This is a genomic window from Natronospirillum sp. (assembly GCF_022565775.1).
Lineage (GTDB): Bacteria > Pseudomonadota > Gammaproteobacteria > Pseudomonadales > Natronospirillaceae > Natronospirillum.
In genome coordinates, this window is sequence record NZ_JAIUMC010000067.1 from 1 (window position 1) to 16860 (window position 16860).

Sequence of the window (16860 nt, forward strand, 5' to 3'; positions counted from 1 at the left end):
CACTAGGTGATTGTTGGCGCCCCTGAGCCATAAACTTGGCTGCCAGCGGGCGCCATACCATGAACGAGGTTCATGGGGGTAAATCTGAGCCTTGTGTCTCCTTTGCCCGTCCTCAATCGGGCCACTGTCGGTGCCTGCCATTGACAGCCAGCCCCCATCTGCGCTCCCATGAGATCGGAGGCACGATTGCAGCCTCACTCTCCTTGCATTCACTCAGCGACAGGAGACCCTCATTGGAAAACAGATCTTCAACAGTTCCCGCTCTCTACCCGGAACGGATTGCCCTGGTTGAAAAACACGGTGCCAGGCTCACTCCGCTGGCGCCCATCGGCGCTCAGGTCGAGGGCAATGATCTGACTTCGAAGCAGGCACCGCCGCCCGAAGTCTTGCAGGCTCTGGAGCAGGAAATGGCCAACCGTGGTTTCCTGGTATTCAGAAACGATAAGCAGCTTGAAGTCGACGACTTTCTGCGCGCCAGTTGCTGGTGGGGCGGGAAACAATTGCACAGCACGCACGGGGTTCACCCGGCGACACCGGATGGCAATGTGCACATCTTTCGCTTGTCCAACGATCGACAACATGGCATCCCCGGCGTCGGTCCCCAGTGGCACAATGACGGCAGTTTCAATCCGGATACTTTTTCCCATTCGGGCTACCACATAGTCCGGCCCGCCGAGAAGGGCGGCGGTACCTATTTTGCGCATCAGGGTGCTGCTTTTGATGCCCTGCCCGGGGAAAAGCAGGCTTACTGGCGGCGGCTGTCGTCGGTCAATTCGGCTTCCGGCATGATACACCCGCTGGTGCATGAGCATCCGCTTTCAGGGCGTCTCTGTATCTGGCTGCATCTGGGCATGACCGGGGCCGTGATCGAGAAACTGCCCGACCGGGATGGCTTCCGTTTGCTCAACGCACAAGAGCTGAAACAGCTCTGCCATGACTACAATGACATTCTCGATGCCGGGCTGACCGAGGGCTACGCGGGTCTCTATGAGTATCGGGAAAACGACTGTGTCTTTATCGACAATCTCGCTGTGGCTCACCGGGCATCACCGGAAGCCCATTTGTCGACGGAACAGCAGGGTTTGCGGATACTGCACCGCAGCACGGTGCGTGGCGTGGAGAATCTGGCGCCCGATTTCGGCCTGCCGCAACAGGTCAACATCCTCGGGCCCAGTCCATTCGGTGAGGGCGTCTGGCAAGGAGGCGGTATCGGTTTTCGCTGGGAAGACGGCATCCCAATGCAGAACTAGCCTTCGACGGCAGGCTTGAACCAGTTGAGCCTGAGATGCAGTTTGACCACCTCGCCGACAATGATCAGTGTCGGCGCCTTGATGTCATGCTGCGCAACCAGATCCGAGATGGTGTCGAGTGTGGCGGTGAATACCCGATGCTGCGGTGTGGTGCCCTGCTCCACCAGCGCGATCGGCATGTCGGCGGAACAGCCATGCGCACAGAGTTGGCGGGTAATTTCGGGGAGTGCCACCAGGCCCATGTAGAACACCAGTGTCTGCCCGGGTGCCACCAGTTCCGACCAGTTCAGGTCGCTGGTGTTGTTCTTCAGATGGGCGGTGACAAAACGCACCGACTGCGAATAGTCGCGGTGGGTCAGCGGAATGCCGCTGTAGGCGGCACAGCCGGAGGCGGCAGTGATACCGGGCACGACCTGAAACTGGATGCCGGCGTCGGCAAGCTGTTCTATCTCCTCACCGCCACGGCCAAAAATGAAAGGATCGCCGCCTTTCAGGCGACAGACACGTTTGCCCTCCCGGGCATAACGAATGAGCAGTTCATTGATGCCTTCCTGTGGCACGGCGTGATCACTGCGCCTCTTGCCGACGTAAACCAGCTCAGCATCACGACGCACAAGAGCCAGTACCTGTTCGCTGACCAGGCGGTCGTAGAGCACCACATCGGACTGCTGCATCAGGCGCAGCGCCTTGAAGGTCAGCAGGTCCGGATCACCAGGCCCGGCGCCGACCAGATAGACTTCACCATGGCTGTGATCACCCTGCTGGAAGTGGTCCAGAGTTTCTTCCAGAAGGCGGGCTGCTTCATCGCCCTGCCCTGTCATTGCCCGGTCTGCAACCACCCCATTCAAAACACGCTCCCAGAAGCGCCGGCGTGCCGTGCTGCTGTCCAGGGTCTGCTGTACTTTCTTTCGGTAGCGGCCCACCAGCTCAGCCAGCAACCCGTAGCCGGCCGGAATAATGCTTTCAATGCGCCCGCGCATCAGGCGGGTCAGTACCGGTGCGGCACCACTGCTGCTCACTGCCGCGACGATGGGCGACCGGTCGATGACCGCAGGAAAGATGAAGGTGCCGATATCCGGATCATTGACCACGTTCACCGGCAGCCTGGCCTTGCGGCTGTCCGCAGCGACCTGATGATTGACTGCCCGATCGTCGGTGGCAGCGACCACGATATCCGCTTTCAGCAGCAAGGCGGGCTCATAAACGGAGGCGGTCCAGGACACCATGGCTTTGTCCACCAGGGCCTGGGTGGCGGGCGCCAGATCGGGGGCAACGATATGCACACGTGCCTTGGCTTCCAGCAGGAGTTGCGCCTTTCTCGCAGCCACAGGGCCGCCGCCGACAATCAGCGCCGTCTGATTCCTGACCTGGTGAAACAGGGGCAGAAAATCCATATCAGTTGCCGGGGGTCATCTGCACCTGCCCACCCATGTAGGGCCTCAGCGCGTCCGGTATCAGCACGGTGCCGTCTGCCTGTTGATAGTTCTCGAGCACAGCCACCAGAGTACGCCCGACCGCCAGGCCGGAGCCATTCAGCGTATGCACCAGTTCAGGCTTGCCGGTTTCCGGGTTCCGCCAGCGGGCCATCATGCGCCGGGCCTGGAAGTCGGTCATGTTGGAGCAACTGGAAATCTCGCGATAGGTGTTCTGGGCCGGCAACCAGACCTCAAGGTCATAGGTTTTGGCTGCGCCAAAGGTCATGTCGCCACCACACAGCGCCAACTTGCGGTAGGGTAATTCCAGTGTCTGCAGAATGGATTCGGCATGGCCGGTCATTTCTTCCAGGGCTTCCCAGGACCGGTCCGGCCGGGTGATCTGCACCATTTCGACTTTCTCGAACTGGTGCTGACGGATCATGCCCCGTGTGTCCTTGCCGTAGGAGCCGGCTTCACTGCGAAAACAGGACGTATGGGCGGTAAGGCGCAACTGGCCATCGGCAGGCAGATCCAGGATTTCTTCACGAGCCAGGTTGGCCAATGTCACTTCACTGGTCGGAATCAGATAATAATGCGACTGCCCGAAAGGTATCTTGAACAGATCATCCTCGAACTTGGGCAGTTGCCCGCTGCCATAAAGGGAGTCTGCATTGACCATCAAGGGCGTAGAGACTTCTTCATAGCCATGTTTCTGCGTATGCGTATCGAGCATGAACTGGGCAAGCGCCCGGTGCAGGCGCGCCATATCGCGGCGCATCACGACAAACCGGCTGCCGGTCATCTTGCTGGCGGCATCGAAATCCAGTCCGCCCAGCGCCTCACCCAGATCCACGTGGTCTTTGGGGGTAAAGTCGAACTCCGGGGGCGTCCCCCAGCGGGCCAGTTCGACATTGTCCTCTTCGTTCAGGCCGTCAGGAACCGACTTGTGGGGCAGGTTCGGCATATCCATCATGAATTCATTCAGGCGATTCTGAATGTCTTTCAGCCGCTGGCCCAATTCTTCCAGGTTCGCATCCAGCCCGGCAGTTTCCCTGGCGACCTGCTCCTTGGCGTCTTCGACCCGGGTACCCTGCTGGATCAGTTGACCAATTTTCTTGGACAAACGCTTCTTTTCCGCCTGACTTTCTTCAGTGGCGACCTGCAGTGACTTGCGCTGGGATTCCAGCTCCTGAAACCTGGACACATCGAGGGTGTATCCCTTGCGGCGAAGTTGCGCGGCAACGGTTTCAGGGTCCTGGCGCAGGGCCTTGATATCAAGCATGGTGTTACATCCTTTGTCGGGATAACGATGATTAATCGATCAAAACAGCAGATCTGGAATCCGGACAAGCCAACGGAGGCTCAATCCTGGTAGCGTTGGCGCCCGGATTTCCGGTTGAGTTCTGCGAGATGGTCCAATTTTGCCCGAATTTTACTCTCCAGACCACGGTCTGCGGGAGAATAGTGATGCAGATCCTTCAGCGGTTCCGGCATATAGCTCTCGCCGGCGGCAAAAGCCTCCGGTTCATCATGGGCATAGCGGTAACCTTCTTCCATGCCCATGTCCTTCATCAGGCCGGTCGGTGCATTGCGCAGGTGCATGGGGACTTCATAGTCGGGGGTGTCGGCCACTGTCTTGCGCATGGCATTGAAGGCACTGTAGACGGCGTTGGATTTGGGCGCGCACGCCATGTAGATCACCGCCTGAGCGATGGTCAGTTCACCTTCCGGCGAACCCAGGCGGGTCTGCACATCCCAGGCATTGATGGCGATCTGCAGGGCCCGCGGGTCTGCATTGCCGATATCCTCGGACGCCATGCGCACCACCCGGCGCGCCACATAGAGCGGATCTGCTCCCCCTTCCAGCATGCGGCACAGCCAGTACAGCGCCGCATCCGGGTCACTGCCGCGCACCGCCTTGTGCAGCACGGAAATCTGTTCGTAAAAGACATCGCCGCCCTTGTCGAACCCCTTGATCTGCTCACCCAGCAGTTCAGCCAGGCGATCCGTCGTGACCGGCCGATCATCGGACAACTGGGCGCAAACGGATTCCAGCGCGTTCAGGGCTCGCCTGGCGTCGCCCATGGCGGCGCGGGCCATCACCTGCAAGGTCTCGGTATCAAACTGCTCAGCCCGTGACATAACCTGAGCATCTTCTTTTAAAGCTCTTTCAAGAACGGCTGTAAGTTCAGTTTCGCTGAAGGGCTGCAAGCGGTAAACGGTAGCCCGCGACAGCAGCGCTCGATTGAGCTCGAAAGACGGATTCTCGGTGGTTGCGCCAATGAAGATGACGGTGCCGGCCTCGACATGCGGCAGGAAGGCATCCTGTTGTGACTTGTTGAAGCGGTGCACTTCATCGACAAAGAGCACTGTTATCCTGCCCCGCTGCTGGGCCATGCGTGCCCGTTCGATAATGTCCCGGATCTCCTTCACCCCGGACATGACGGCGGAGATCTGCATGAACTCGGCGCTGACGGCTTCGGTTACCAGCCGTGCCAGTGTTGTCTTGCCAACGCCCGGCGGCCCCCAGAGAATCATGGACTGCAGTGTGCCCTGTGCCAGCTGCTGGCGAATAGGGCCTTCCGCGCCAAGCAGATGGCTCTGGCCCAGGTAGTCATCCAGCCGTGACGGGCGCATGCGCTCCGCCAACGGCTGATAAGGGGTGGTGCCGCCGAACAGATCGTCCTTCATTGGCCCATCTGTTCAATCACATCGACATGGTCCGGCGGGTCGAACACGAACTTTTGATCGTCCAGTTCCACATTGCGTTCCAGGCCTTCAAAATTGACCACGGTGGTCTGATTGAAGCTGTCCAGCAGGCGCAGGCTGACCGGCATCTGGCCGTCAAAGGAGATGGACAGGGATTCCACAGAGCCCCCGCCGGCCCGCGGTTTCAAGGTGAAGGTAATGTAGTCGTCGCGGCGCGAGGTCTGTTCGACCTGATACCGGTCATCAATCTCTTCGCGCGTACCGGTAAGGATCAGAGCAGGCGACTGCTCCCACTGGTCGGTCACTGGCTGGCGGGTTGCCTGCTCGAGATCGGCATCATAGTTCCAGATGATGTCATCGTTGACATAAAGGGCCTGCTCATAGGGCGGCTCTGTATACCAGTAGAGGCGGTCCGGACGACTCAGTTGAAACTCACCGCGCTGGCTCTGAATCCGACGTTCCGAGCCATCCAGTGTGCTCTGACGAAAACCACCGCGCAGGGTCTCCAGGTCCCCCAGACGCTCCATCAGCTCCTCCAGATCGTCGAGGTCACCGTTAAGGCTGTCGGCGTTCACTGTCGATCCGGCGGCCAGCAGGCCGGCAAAAAGGCCGAAGACCAGGGCACGTTGCAGGGCGCCGGTACTGCACTTCACTCGCATAGGAACTCCTGTTGTCATCATCGATCCGGTGGCGGCGGAGCCAGCACCTCTCGGCTGCCGTTGTGACCCGGAGGTGACACGATGCCCGCCGCTTCCATGCCATCTATTAAACGGGCTGCGCGATTGTATCCGATACGCAATTTTCGCTGCACTGACGAAATCGAAGCCCGTCTGGATTCGGTGACACAGGCGACCGCCTCGTCAAACAGCGGATCGGACTCGGTGTCATCACCGCCCTCCTCTACCAGGCCGGTCAGCATGCCGGAATTTTCCTGTTCGCCGGCGGTGATCTCTTCGACATATTCAGGCTCGCCCCGCTTCTTCCACTCGGCAACGACGCGATGCACTTCGTCATCATCCACAAAGGCGCCATGCACCCTGATCGGCAGGCTGGTGCCCGGCGGCATATACAGCATGTCACCGTGACCGAGCAGCTGCTCGGCACCGCCCTGATCAAGAATGGTTCGGGAGTCGACCTTGGAAGACACCTGAAAGGCAATACGGGTTGGCACATTCGCCTTGATCAGTCCGGTAATGACATCCACCGAGGGACGCTGCGTGGCGAGGATCATGTGGATGCCGGCCGCCCGGGCCTTCTGGGCGATGCGTGCAATCAGCTCTTCCACTTTCTTGCCAACAATCATCATCATGTCGGCAAATTCGTCGATCACCACCACCACGTAGGGCAACGGCTGGAGAACCGGGGCTTCCTCTTCCATGCTGAGTTCTGGGTTCCACAAGGGGTCGCGCAGCGGACTGCCGGTCGCAGCGGCATCCCGCACCTTCTTGTTGAAGCCGGCCAGATTGCGCACGCCGAGCTTGGACATCAGCTTGTAGCGGCGTTCCATTTCAGCCACACACCAGCGCAACCCGTTGGCGGCATCCTTCATGTCGGTGATCACCGGTGTCAGCAGGTGCGGAATGCCATCATAGACCGACAGCTCCAGCATCTTGGGGTCAATCAGTATCAACCGCACCTCATCGGGCGTGGCTTTGAGCAGAATGCTGAGCAGCATGGCATTGACACCCACCGACTTGCCCGAGCCGGTGGTGCCCGCCACCAGCAGGTGCGGCATGCGCGCCAAGTTGGCCACCACAGGCGTGCCGGAAATGTCGTGCCCCAAAGCCAAAGTTAGCGGTGACCGGGCTTCGTCATACTCCTTCGATGCCAGCACCTCATGCAGACTGACGATGGCGCGGTTTTCGTTCGGCACCTCGATACCGATCACCGACTTGCCAGGGATGATCTCCACCACCCGCACGCTGATCATGGCCAGTGAGCGGGCAAGATCCTTGGCCAGATTGGAAATCTTGCTGACCTTGACCCCGGCCGCAGGCTGAATTTCAAACCGCGTGATCACCGGGCCCGGGCAGACCGCGACTACCTCTGCCGTCACCCCGAAGTCCTTAAGCCGTTCTTCCAGCAACCGTGACATGCCGGTCAGCGCCTCTTCCGAGTAACCGGCCTCCGGTTGATGCGGCGGCGGGTCGAGCAGCGACAGACTGGGCAAGGTGCCCTTCAGGGCATCGTCGAACAACGGCTGTTGACGTTCGCGCTCAGCGCGGGCGGAGGTTTGCGGCTGCTCCGACTGGAGGGGCTCGATGCGCACCGACTTGCCGCCACTGGCTTGCGGCGAGGCGGTTTCAGTGGCCTCCGCGGTGGCTGAGTCGGCAGGCTTCCGGCGCTTTTGGCGCAGGGTGTAGGCGGGCTTGCGATCCGATCGCGCGGCCTGCTCGGCCGGGTCTTCGATATAGGCTTCAAGGTTGTCCCGTCGCTCCTGCACTTGCGCTCGGGTGGTATCCCGCTCCGATTGTCTTGACCGGCGACCGGCCAGCATCCGATTGATCAAGGCCAGTACAGCACTGCCCACCCATTCGCAGACCGTTAGCCAGGACACACGCGAGGCCAGCGTCAGGCCCACCAGACAACAGGCCAGAGCCACCAGAGAGGTGGCCAGCAACCCCAGGTACAGATACCACCATTCACTGACGGCAATGCCCAGGTAGCCGCCGGCGCTAAACCTCAGATCGGATGAAAAATGCAACGTCAGCAGGGTACAGGCACCCACAGCGAACAGGACCACCCCCGCTATACGCAGACTCAGCAATGGCCAGAACCAGAGTTCATTGCTGCGTCGCAGGCGAATGATCGACCAGGTCACCAAGCCCAGAAAGGGCGGCAGCAGATAGGCCAGCCAGCCAATCAGTGAGATCAGCAGGGAAGACACCCAGGCACCAGCCTGCCCTGCCCAGTTGTCGATGGCCGCACCCGCCCGCCCACTGGTATCCCAGCCGGGATCCGCAGGACTGTAGGAATACAGCGCCAGTGCGGCAAGTACAGTGACTGCTGCAAGCACTATGGCCACCCCCTCGTTCAGGAAACGGTGTCGGGTCGACCGGTATTCTTTCCGGGGGTTGAATGTCATTCCGTGGCCATCATGAAAATACGCAATTGAAACAAGGGGTTATGTGATTCGCCAGAAGGTACTACTATATCACCATGGTGACGACAGGCATAACCCAAGATGACCCTATTCTGGCTCGACCCAGCAGGCCCTCCTGCCTTCCCCCCAACTCGCCTGGCCATGGACGACCCCAATGGCCTGCTGGCTGCCGGTGGTGCTTTGACGCCTGACTGGCTCGTCACCGCCTATCGCCAGGGCATTTTTCCCTGGTACAGTGAGCAGGAGCCCATTCTCTGGTGGTCCCCTACCCCACGCTGCGTCTTTCTGCCCGGGGAGATAAGAGTCTCGCGCCGCCTGCGTCGAACCATCCGCCAGCAAACCGATTTGCGTATCACTCTGCATGACGACTTTCCCCGAGTGCTGGCCGCTTGCGCCGAAATAGAGCGCCCGGGCCAGCCCGGCACCTGGATCACACCGGAGATGCGCGCGGCCTATCTGAGACTGCATGAAATCGGCCTGGCCACGGCTATTGCTGTCTGGTTCGGAGATGAACTTGCCGGCGGACTTTACGGCGTAACCCTGGGGCAGGTACTCTTTGGAGAGTCCATGTTTTCAGCTCATACCAACGGGTCCAGCATCGCGTTGGCAGCCATTGACTGGATGTGCCGCCAAGGGCGCTGGGCAATGCTGGATGCCCAGGTGGAAAGCGATCATCTGATGCGCATGGGCGCGACATTGCTCGAACGGGAGCGTTTCGAAGCGCTTCTCGCCGAGAGTTCCGATACACTCAATGCTGAGCACTCTCAGGAGTTCGATCTGCATGCGTTTCTTCAAGACCTCACCGCATGATTGCAGCTACCTGGCCGATCGCCAGGCATCGACGATTTTCCTCGATCCGGCGGTGGAAGTGCCCCTCGAACTTTATGAAAAGCTGAATCTGATCGGCTTTCGCCGCAGTGGCGGTCATTTCTATCGGCCCGACTGTGCCCAGTGCCGAAAATGCCAGTCGATACGTGTGTTGACCCGTGAATTCGAACCACGACGTAGGCACCGACGCATCAGGCGGAAGGCACGCCATCTGCGCTGGCAAGCGGTCCCGGTGCACTATGAAGAGCGCTACTGGCAGTTGTATGAGCGCTACATAGAGCAGCGCCATCCGGGTGGCGACATGTACCCACCCAGTCAGGAAGATTTCTACCGGTTTCTGCTGCAACAGACCCAATATGGCTTTCTGCTTGAAGCCTGGGAAGACAGCCAACTGGTGTTGATTGCCGTTATCGACCAGTTCTCCACCGGGCTAAGTGCCGTCTATACCTTTTATGACCCCGACTTTGCGCGGTATTCACCGGGCACCCTGTCCATTCTGCGGCAAATTGAAATCTGTCAGGAACTGGGCCTGCCCTATCTCTACCTGGGGTACTGGATCGACAGTGTTCCCAACATGAATTACAAGGCCGATTTCAAGCCGGTTGAGGTCTATCGCAATGAACTCTGGCAGCCTCTTGTCGAGCAGGTGGTTGCGGAGCGCGAAGACACTGTCATTGCGGGCGGATAAGTTTTGCACTTTACGGACTTTTGAGGCAGAATTTCGCGCCACACATCAAACCCCGAGGTTTATAACACTCCATGGCGAAAGAAGACGTCATCGAAATGGAAGGCGAGATTCTCGACACCCTTCCCAATACCATGTTCCGTGTGAAGCTGGAGAATGACCATGTCATCACGGCTCACATTTCCGGCAAGATGCGTAAAAACTATATCCGGATCCTGACCGGTGACAAGGTCAAGGTTGAACTGACGCCTTATGATCTGACCAAAGGGCGGATTGTCTACCGATCCAAATAAGTCGGGGGTTCACCCCTGCCTTTTTCTAGCACCGGGAGGTGTCACTGTTCAGCGCAGCCAGTTCAGGCGCCCTGACCAACACGCCAGAAACAAAAAAGGGCCGCCCTCCCGGACAGCCCCCTCTGAATCACCACTGCGTCAATTCGCGTCTTCAAGCCTCTTCAAGTACCTTGCCTGTCTTGGACTCCTTGAACATGAAGTGCAGCTGGTCATCACGCACGGATACGTCGACCTCGCCGCCAGAGCTGAGTACACCAAACAGCAGTGCATCAGCCAGCTTCTTCTTGATCTCGTCCTGAATCAGGCGAGCCATTGGCCGCGCCCCCATGGATTTGTCATACCCATGCTCTGCCAACCAGGCACGCGCATCGTCCATGACCGTCAGTTGTACCTTCTTGTCATCCAACTGCGCCTGCAGCTCAACAATGAACTTGTCGACCACAGAGAGAATGACTTCGGTCGGCAGCGGCTTGAACTGGATCACGGCATCCAGGCGGTTGCGGAATTCCGGCGTGAACATCTTGCGGATGGCCTCGATACCGTCGGTGGCATGATCCTGCTTGGTGAAGCCCATCGAACGACGGCTCATGTCTTCAGCTCCGGCATTGCTGGTCATCACCAGAATGACATTGCGGAAGTCCGCCTTGCGGCCATTGTTGTCGGTCAGCGTGCCATGGTCCATCACCTGCAACAGGATATTGAACACCTCGGGATGGGCCTTCTCGACCTCGTCCAGCAGCAACACTGAATGTGGATGCTTGGTCACCGCATCGGTCAGCAGGCCGCCCTGGTCATAACCCACATAACCCGGGGGCGCCCCGATCAGACGGGATACCGTGTGCCGCTCCATGTACTCGGACATGTCAAACCGGATCAACTCGACGCCAAGCGCTTCCGCCAGTTGTCGGGTGACTTCGGTCTTTCCGACACCCGTCGGACCTGCAAACAGGAAGGAGCCGATAGGCTTGTTGCCTTCCTGCAGGCCGGCACGCGCCATCTTGATGGCACTGCTCAGGGTGCCGATCGCTTCGTCCTGTCCGAACACCGTCATCTTGAGATTGCGTTCGAGGTTCTGCAGTACTTCCTTGTCATTGCTCGATACCGTCTTGGGCGGGATGCGCGCAATAACGGCCACGATTTCCTCTATATCTCCGACACTGATCACCTTCTTGCGCCGACTGACCGGGCGCAAACGCTGCGCCGCGCCGGCTTCGTCAATGACATCAATGGCCTTGTCCGGCATATGACGATCATTGATATAGCGAGCACTGAGCTTTACGGCAGTGCGCAGGGCCTTGTCCGTGTAGCGGATATCGTGGTGCTCTTCGAACTTGGACTTCAGCCCCTTGAGAATCTGGTAGGTGTCGCTCTCGTTGGGCTCGATCACATCAATCTTCTGGAATCGACGGGTCAGCGCACTGTCTTTCTCGAAGATGCCACGGAACTCCTGGAACGTGGTTGACCCTATGCAGCGCAATTCGCCGCTGCTCAGCATTGGCTTGAGCAAGTTGGAAGCGTCCATAACGCCGCCTGAGGCTGCGCCGGCACCAATGATGGTATGGATCTCATCGATGAACAGAATGGCCTTGGGGCGCTTCTTGAGCTGTGCCAGCAGTGCTTTCAAACGCTTCTCGAAGTCACCGCGGTACTTGGTGCCCGCCAGCAGGGACCCGAGGTCCAGAGAAAACACCTCGGCGTCCAGAATGATCTCCGGCACGTCACCGTCGACAATCTTCTTGGCCAAACCTTCCACGATGGCGGTCTTGCCGACACCGGACTCGCCAACCAGCAAGGGATTGTTCTTGCGCCGCCTGGAGAGGATCTGCACGACTCTCTCCACTTCCTTGTCGCGTCCGACCAGGGGATCAATGCGACCTTCTCTGGCCTGGTCATTCAGGTTGGTGGCAAAGCCTTCCAGACCTTCACCCGTTTCGGCGTCGACCGGTTCATCCACAGGGGCTTCCGGCCCTTCGCTGGAACGATCTTCAGCACCGCCCTCAACCTTGGAGATGCCGTGCGCGATGAAGTTGACCACGTCGATGCGCGATACATTCTGCTGGCGCAGCAGATAGACGGCCTGACTCTCCTGCTCGCTGAATATGGCGACCAGCACATTGGCTCCGGAGACTTCACTTTTCCCCGAAGACTGAACATGGAATACGGCCCGCTGCAGTACCCGCTGGAAACCCAGCGTGGGCTGTGTATCGCGATCGTCATCCTGCTCTGGAATAATGGGCGTAGTAGCATCGATGAACTCTGTCAGCTCACGGCGCAACCGATCCGAATCAACGGCACAGGCACTGAGCACCTCATTGGCGGCAGCATTGTCGAGCAACGCCAGCAACAGGTGTTCGACGGTCATGAATTCATGACGCTTGTCACGAGCCTCTTTGAACGCCTGGTTGAGCGTACCCTCAAGTTCTTTGCTTAACATAAGCCACCTCGCTCACTAGTCCAAAGGTTCGACTTCACACAACAGTGGGTGCTCGTGATCACGCGCACACTGATTTACCTGTGTAGCCTTGGTTTCAGCTATGTCCTTAGTATAGACACCGCAGACGCCCTTGCCCTTGGTATGTACCGCCAACATGACCTGGGTCGCCTTTTCCCTGTCCATGTTGAAGAAAATTGTCAGAATTTCCACCACAAATTCCATGGGGGTATAGTCATCATTGAGCAAGACAACCCGGTACATGTCGGGTTTCTTGAGCTGCGGGTCTGCTGTTCGCGGCTTGATGGCAGGGCTGTCGGTCTCACGACTAGCCACAATACTGTTACTCCGTTCTGACATCTTGATATTCACTGTTACGTTCAGATTTAAGGGGTCGGCTCCCGAAAATCAATGTCCTTCGGGAATATTTACTCAGAAAAATGTGGTCTGGATCATATTTCACAAAGCGTAACTTGACACTTTAGCCCCCCCGCTCCTAAATTAAGAGTGTTGGTCAAGATTTGAGCGATGGAGAAAATCGACCAGCCCGTAGTTTACACCAGACCGTTGTACAGGAGTGAAGTTATGCCCGCAGGGAAAGTCAAATGGTTCAACAATGCCAAAGGGTACGGGTTCATACTCGCAGATGGTAGCGAGGAAGACCTGTTTGTTCACTATTCATCTATCGTCATGGACGGCTATAAGACACTCAAAGCTGGTCAGCCAGTGGCCTTCGATACCATGCAAGCCTCGAAAGGCATTCATGCTGTCAATATCAGGCCCTGCGATTCTGAAGAAGAGGCAGTGCAAACCGCATTGGAAATAGAACAATCGCAAGACGAAGCACCGCTTAACGTCGAGTCAACCGAGACCGAGAGACAGCGGCGCACCGGTAGCGGCTGAAATGCGGCAACCGGGCGCTCTCTTTCCGGAGGGCAGGTTGCAGTTGGAGCGCGTTAAATGAAAAAGGGGCCATTCGGCCCCTTTTTTAGTGCTTTCAAACCCTTACATGCGGTTTATGATGCACTGTCCGAACTCGGAGGCTTTCACCAGTTCCGCATTGTCCATCAGGCGATGGAAATCATAGGTCACCTTGCCGTCTTCAATGGCGCCTTCGGTGCCCTTGATGATCAGGTCTGCGGCTTCTGTCCAGCCCAGATGACGCAACATCATCTCTCCGGACAGAATCAGTGAACCCGGGTTGACCTTGTCCTGGCCGGCATACTTGGGGGCCGTACCGTGAGTGGCTTCAAACACGCCAACTTCATCAGACAGGTTGGCACCCGGTGCAATACCGATACCGCCGACTTCTGCTGCCAGGGCATCTGACAGATAGTCGCCGTTCAGGTTCAGAGTGGCGATGACATCGTACTCAGCCGGACGCAGCAGGATCTGCTGCAACATGGCATCGGCGATCACATCCTTGACCACAATGTTCTTGCCGGTCTTGGGATTCTTGAACTGCATCCACGGGCCACCGTCGAGCAGTTCGGCACCGAACTCATCTTGCGCCAGTTCATAGCCCCAGTCCTTGAAGGCACCTTCGGTGAACTTCATGATGTTGCCCTTGTGTACCAGCGTCACCGAGTCACGATCGTTGTCGACGGCATACTGGAAGGCCTGACGGACCAGGCGCTTGGTGCCCTCTTCCGACACCGGCTTCACACCGATACCGCACATGTCGGTGAAGCGGATGTTGGTCACACCCATTTCTTCGGTGAAGAACTTGATGACCTTTTTCGCTTCCGGAGTACCGGCCTTCCACTCGACACCGGCATAGATGTCTTCGGAGTTTTCGCGGAAGATCACCATGTCGACTTCGTTCGGCTTCTTCATCGGGCTGGGTACGCCGGTGAACCAGCGCACCGGGCGCTGACAGACGAACAGGTCGAGCTTCTGGCGAATGGCGACGTTCAGGGAGCGGATGCCACCGCCTACGGGCGTGGTCAGCGGGCCCTTGATGCCCACCTTGTAATCTTTCAACGCTTCCAGAGTTTCTTCCGGCAGCCAGGCGTCGTCACCGTATACGCTGACCGCCTTCTCACCGGCGTAGACTTCCATCCACACCAGCTTGCGCTCTCCGCCGTAGGCCTTCTCTACCGCAGCGTCCAGAACGGCTTTCATCGGTGGTGTTACATCCACCCCGATGCCATCGCCTTCGATAAACGGAATAATCGGATCATTGGGTACATTCAATGCACCGTTGGCACCCAGGGTGATTTTGGTACCTTCGGCTGGAACCTGAATTTTCTGATAGGCCATGTGTCGCTCCATGTTTCGAAATAAGGGCGTTTTACTGGCCGCGGGAATCTAGCCTGAGCTGATCCCGGCGGTGGTCAAATCGGGTGCGGAGTATACCGAAAATTGCACAGGTCGGATAGCATCCGGGCAATCACATCAGACTATGGTCTAGGCTCTGCTCGGCCAAGCCGGTCTGCACGCGCCACTGGGCCGCATAGAGGCCATTTTGTGCTTTCAATTTTTCATGCGTGCCTTGCTCCACCAGCCTGCCCTGGTCGATCACGGCAATACTGTCTGCATGAACAATGGTCGACAACCGGTGCGCAATCATGATGATGGTGCGCCCGTGGGCGATGTTGAGCAGAGAGCGCTGTATCGCCGCCTCGGTTTCGTTATCCACAGCGCTGGTGGCCTCATCAAGCACCAGAATGGGCGGGTCCTTGAGCAGCGCCCTGGCCAGTGAAAGGCGCTGCCGCTGCCCTCCGGACAATCGCACGCCTCGCTCACCAACGGCGGTATCCAACCCTGCCGGAAGGCGCTCTATGAAGTCCCAGGCCTCAGCGGACTGCGCGGCCTCGATAATCGCCGTGTCTGATGCTTCCGGGCAGCCATAGGCGATATTGTCGCGGATTGATCCTTCAAACAGGAAGACGTCCTGACTGACCAGCCCAATCGCCTCGCGCAAGCTGCGCAGGGTCAGATCCTCTACCGCAACGCCATCAATGCGCAGACTGCCCCGAGTCGGGCTGTAGTAGCGCAGCAGCAGCTTGATCAGTGTCGACTTCCCGGAGCCGGTCGCACCCACCAATGCCAGCGTTGTACCCGCCTCGGCGCGCAGGGAAATGCCATCAACACCGGCGCCGGATTGCGGGTAGTGAAAAGAGACCTGGTCGAATACCACTTCGCCGCGAATCGGGCTGGGCAGAGTGCGACGACCATGGTCGTGCACCGAGCGCTCCACGGCAAGCAGGTCCAGGATTCGGCGGGTGCTGGCCATGGCCCGTTCAAACAGGTCGATGGTCTGAGCCAGACCCGTCAAAGGCCACAGCAGGCGCTGGGTCAGGAATACCAGCACGCCGTAGGCACCGACATTGAGTTCCCCGCGCAGGGTCATCAGCCCGCCAATGACAAAGGTAGCGAGAAAGCCTGCCAGAATGGCCATTCGGATGATGGGGATAAACGCGGAGCTGATGGCAATCGCTCGCCGATTGGCCTGCACATAGGCTTCGCTGTCGACGCGCAGGCGCTCGGTTTCACGAAGCTCAGCGGTAAAGCTCTTGATGGTGGCCATACCGCTCAAATTGTTGGACAGGCGGCTGCCCAGCACACCCACCCGACGCCGCACCTCGTTGTAAAGGGGCGCGGCACGCCGCTGAAAGTAGAAGGCACCCCACACTATGACCGGTATCGGGGTAAACGCCAGCACGGCAATTAGCGGGGAAATAACAAAAAACACGGCCCCGACTGCGACCACCGTGACGAACACCTGAATCAGGTCGTTGGCCCCACCGTCGAGGAATCGTTCCAGCTGGTTGATGTCATCGTTCATGATCGCCACCAGATCGCCGGAACTGCGAGCCTCGAAAAAGGCCATATCAAGACTCTGCACATGGCTGTAGGCATCAAGTCGCAAATCCGACTGCAGTCGCTGTGCAAGGTTGCGCCAAAGAATCATGTACAGGTATTCGAACAGCGATTCACCGGCCCAGATGAAAAACGTCAGTACAGCGAGAATGGCTATTTGTTGCTGCGGGGACTCGAAACCCAGTTGGGCGACAAAACTGTTGTCCTGATTGACCACCACATCGATGGCAATGCCAATCAGAATTTCCGGTGCAATATCGAAGAGCTTGGAGGTGCGGCGCTTTTCTTGGACTGTTTTATGCTGCAATCCCCAGGCTCGCT

The 16860-nt window shown here is 58.3% G+C and carries 14 protein-coding genes; 5 read left to right on the top strand and 9 right to left on the bottom strand.

The window, feature by feature from the left end:
- Positions 1-233 precede the first annotated feature (233 nt).
- Positions 234-1250, top strand: coding sequence for a TauD/TfdA family dioxygenase (locus LAT62_RS11905; protein WP_293383958.1), 1017 nt, complete (start codon positions 234-236; stop codon positions 1248-1250).
- On the opposite strand, the gene cysG is transcribed toward LAT62_RS11905, so the two are convergent.
- The 5 genes from cysG to LAT62_RS11930 all read right to left on the bottom strand — a co-directional run bounded on the left by cysG (position 1247) and on the right by LAT62_RS11930 (position 8459).
- On the bottom strand, positions 1247-2644 hold the full coding sequence (gene cysG, locus LAT62_RS11910) for a siroheme synthase CysG (protein ID WP_293383961.1): 1398 nt from the start codon (positions 2642-2644) through the stop codon (positions 1247-1249). The genes LAT62_RS11905 and cysG overlap by 4 nt on opposite strands.
- 1 nt (position 2645) lies before the next feature.
- Positions 2646-3947 (bottom strand): serine--tRNA ligase, encoded by a 1302-nt coding sequence (serS, locus tag LAT62_RS11915; protein WP_293383964.1) that lies wholly within the window; start codon positions 3945-3947, stop codon positions 2646-2648.
- A gap of 80 nt (positions 3948-4027) precedes the next feature.
- Positions 4028-5356, bottom strand: a complete 1329-nt coding sequence (locus LAT62_RS11920; protein ID WP_293383967.1) for a replication-associated recombination protein A — start codon at positions 5354-5356, stop codon at positions 4028-4030.
- Entirely contained in the window at positions 5353-6033 is a 681-nt protein-coding gene (gene lolA / locus LAT62_RS11925; RefSeq protein WP_293383971.1) for an outer membrane lipoprotein chaperone LolA, read from the bottom strand. Before lolA ends, LAT62_RS11920 begins: the two co-directional genes overlap by 4 nt.
- 17 nt (positions 6034-6050) lie before the next feature.
- The gene (locus tag LAT62_RS11930; protein WP_293383974.1) at positions 6051-8459 is read right to left on the bottom strand and encodes a DNA translocase FtsK; all 2409 of its coding nucleotides are present in this window, start codon (positions 8457-8459) and stop codon (positions 6051-6053) included.
- Positions 8460-8558: 99 nt separating this feature from the next.
- Between LAT62_RS11930 and aat the strand changes: the two genes are divergently transcribed.
- The 3 genes from aat to infA all read left to right on the top strand — a co-directional run bounded on the left by aat (position 8559) and on the right by infA (position 10283).
- Positions 8559-9287, top strand: a complete 729-nt coding sequence (gene aat, locus LAT62_RS11935) for a leucyl/phenylalanyl-tRNA--protein transferase (RefSeq protein ID WP_293383977.1) — start codon at positions 8559-8561, stop codon at positions 9285-9287.
- A complete protein-coding gene (locus LAT62_RS11940; RefSeq protein WP_293383980.1) occupies positions 9259-9993 on the top strand; it encodes an arginyltransferase in 735 nt (244 codons plus the stop codon). The genes aat and LAT62_RS11940 overlap by 29 nt, the downstream gene beginning before the upstream one ends.
- A 71-nt stretch (positions 9994-10064) precedes the next feature.
- Positions 10065-10283, top strand: a complete 219-nt coding sequence (gene infA / locus LAT62_RS11945) for a translation initiation factor IF-1 (protein WP_135481510.1) — start codon at positions 10065-10067, stop codon at positions 10281-10283.
- Positions 10284-10434: 151 nt separating this feature from the next.
- Here the strand turns inward: infA and clpA are convergent, their stop codons facing one another.
- Together clpA and clpS are read right to left on the bottom strand one after the other, a co-directional pair.
- The gene (gene clpA, locus LAT62_RS11950; protein WP_293383987.1) at positions 10435-12717 is read right to left on the bottom strand and encodes an ATP-dependent Clp protease ATP-binding subunit ClpA; all 2283 of its coding nucleotides are present in this window, start codon (positions 12715-12717) and stop codon (positions 10435-10437) included.
- A 15-nt stretch (positions 12718-12732) separates the two neighbouring features.
- Complete coding sequence (gene clpS, locus LAT62_RS11955) at positions 12733-13050, bottom strand: ATP-dependent Clp protease adapter ClpS (RefSeq protein WP_367120563.1); 318 nt, start codon at positions 13048-13050, stop codon at positions 12733-12735.
- A gap of 249 nt (positions 13051-13299) precedes the next feature.
- On the opposite strand from clpS, the gene LAT62_RS11960 reads away from it, so the two are divergent.
- Positions 13300-13617: a cold shock domain-containing protein gene (locus tag LAT62_RS11960; RefSeq protein ID WP_293383990.1), complete on the top strand. Its 318-nt coding sequence runs from the start codon at positions 13300-13302 to the stop codon at positions 13615-13617.
- Between the two features lie 102 nt (positions 13618-13719).
- Here LAT62_RS11960 and icd read toward each other — a convergent pair whose 3' ends face one another.
- Positions 13720-14976 (bottom strand): NADP-dependent isocitrate dehydrogenase, encoded by a 1257-nt coding sequence (gene icd / locus LAT62_RS11965; RefSeq protein ID WP_293383993.1) that lies wholly within the window; start codon positions 14974-14976, stop codon positions 13720-13722.
- Between the two features lie 130 nt (positions 14977-15106).
- The gene (locus LAT62_RS11970; RefSeq protein WP_293383998.1) at positions 15107-16846 is read right to left on the bottom strand and encodes an ABC transporter ATP-binding protein; all 1740 of its coding nucleotides are present in this window, start codon (positions 16844-16846) and stop codon (positions 15107-15109) included.
- Positions 16847-16860: the final 14 nt, after the last annotated feature.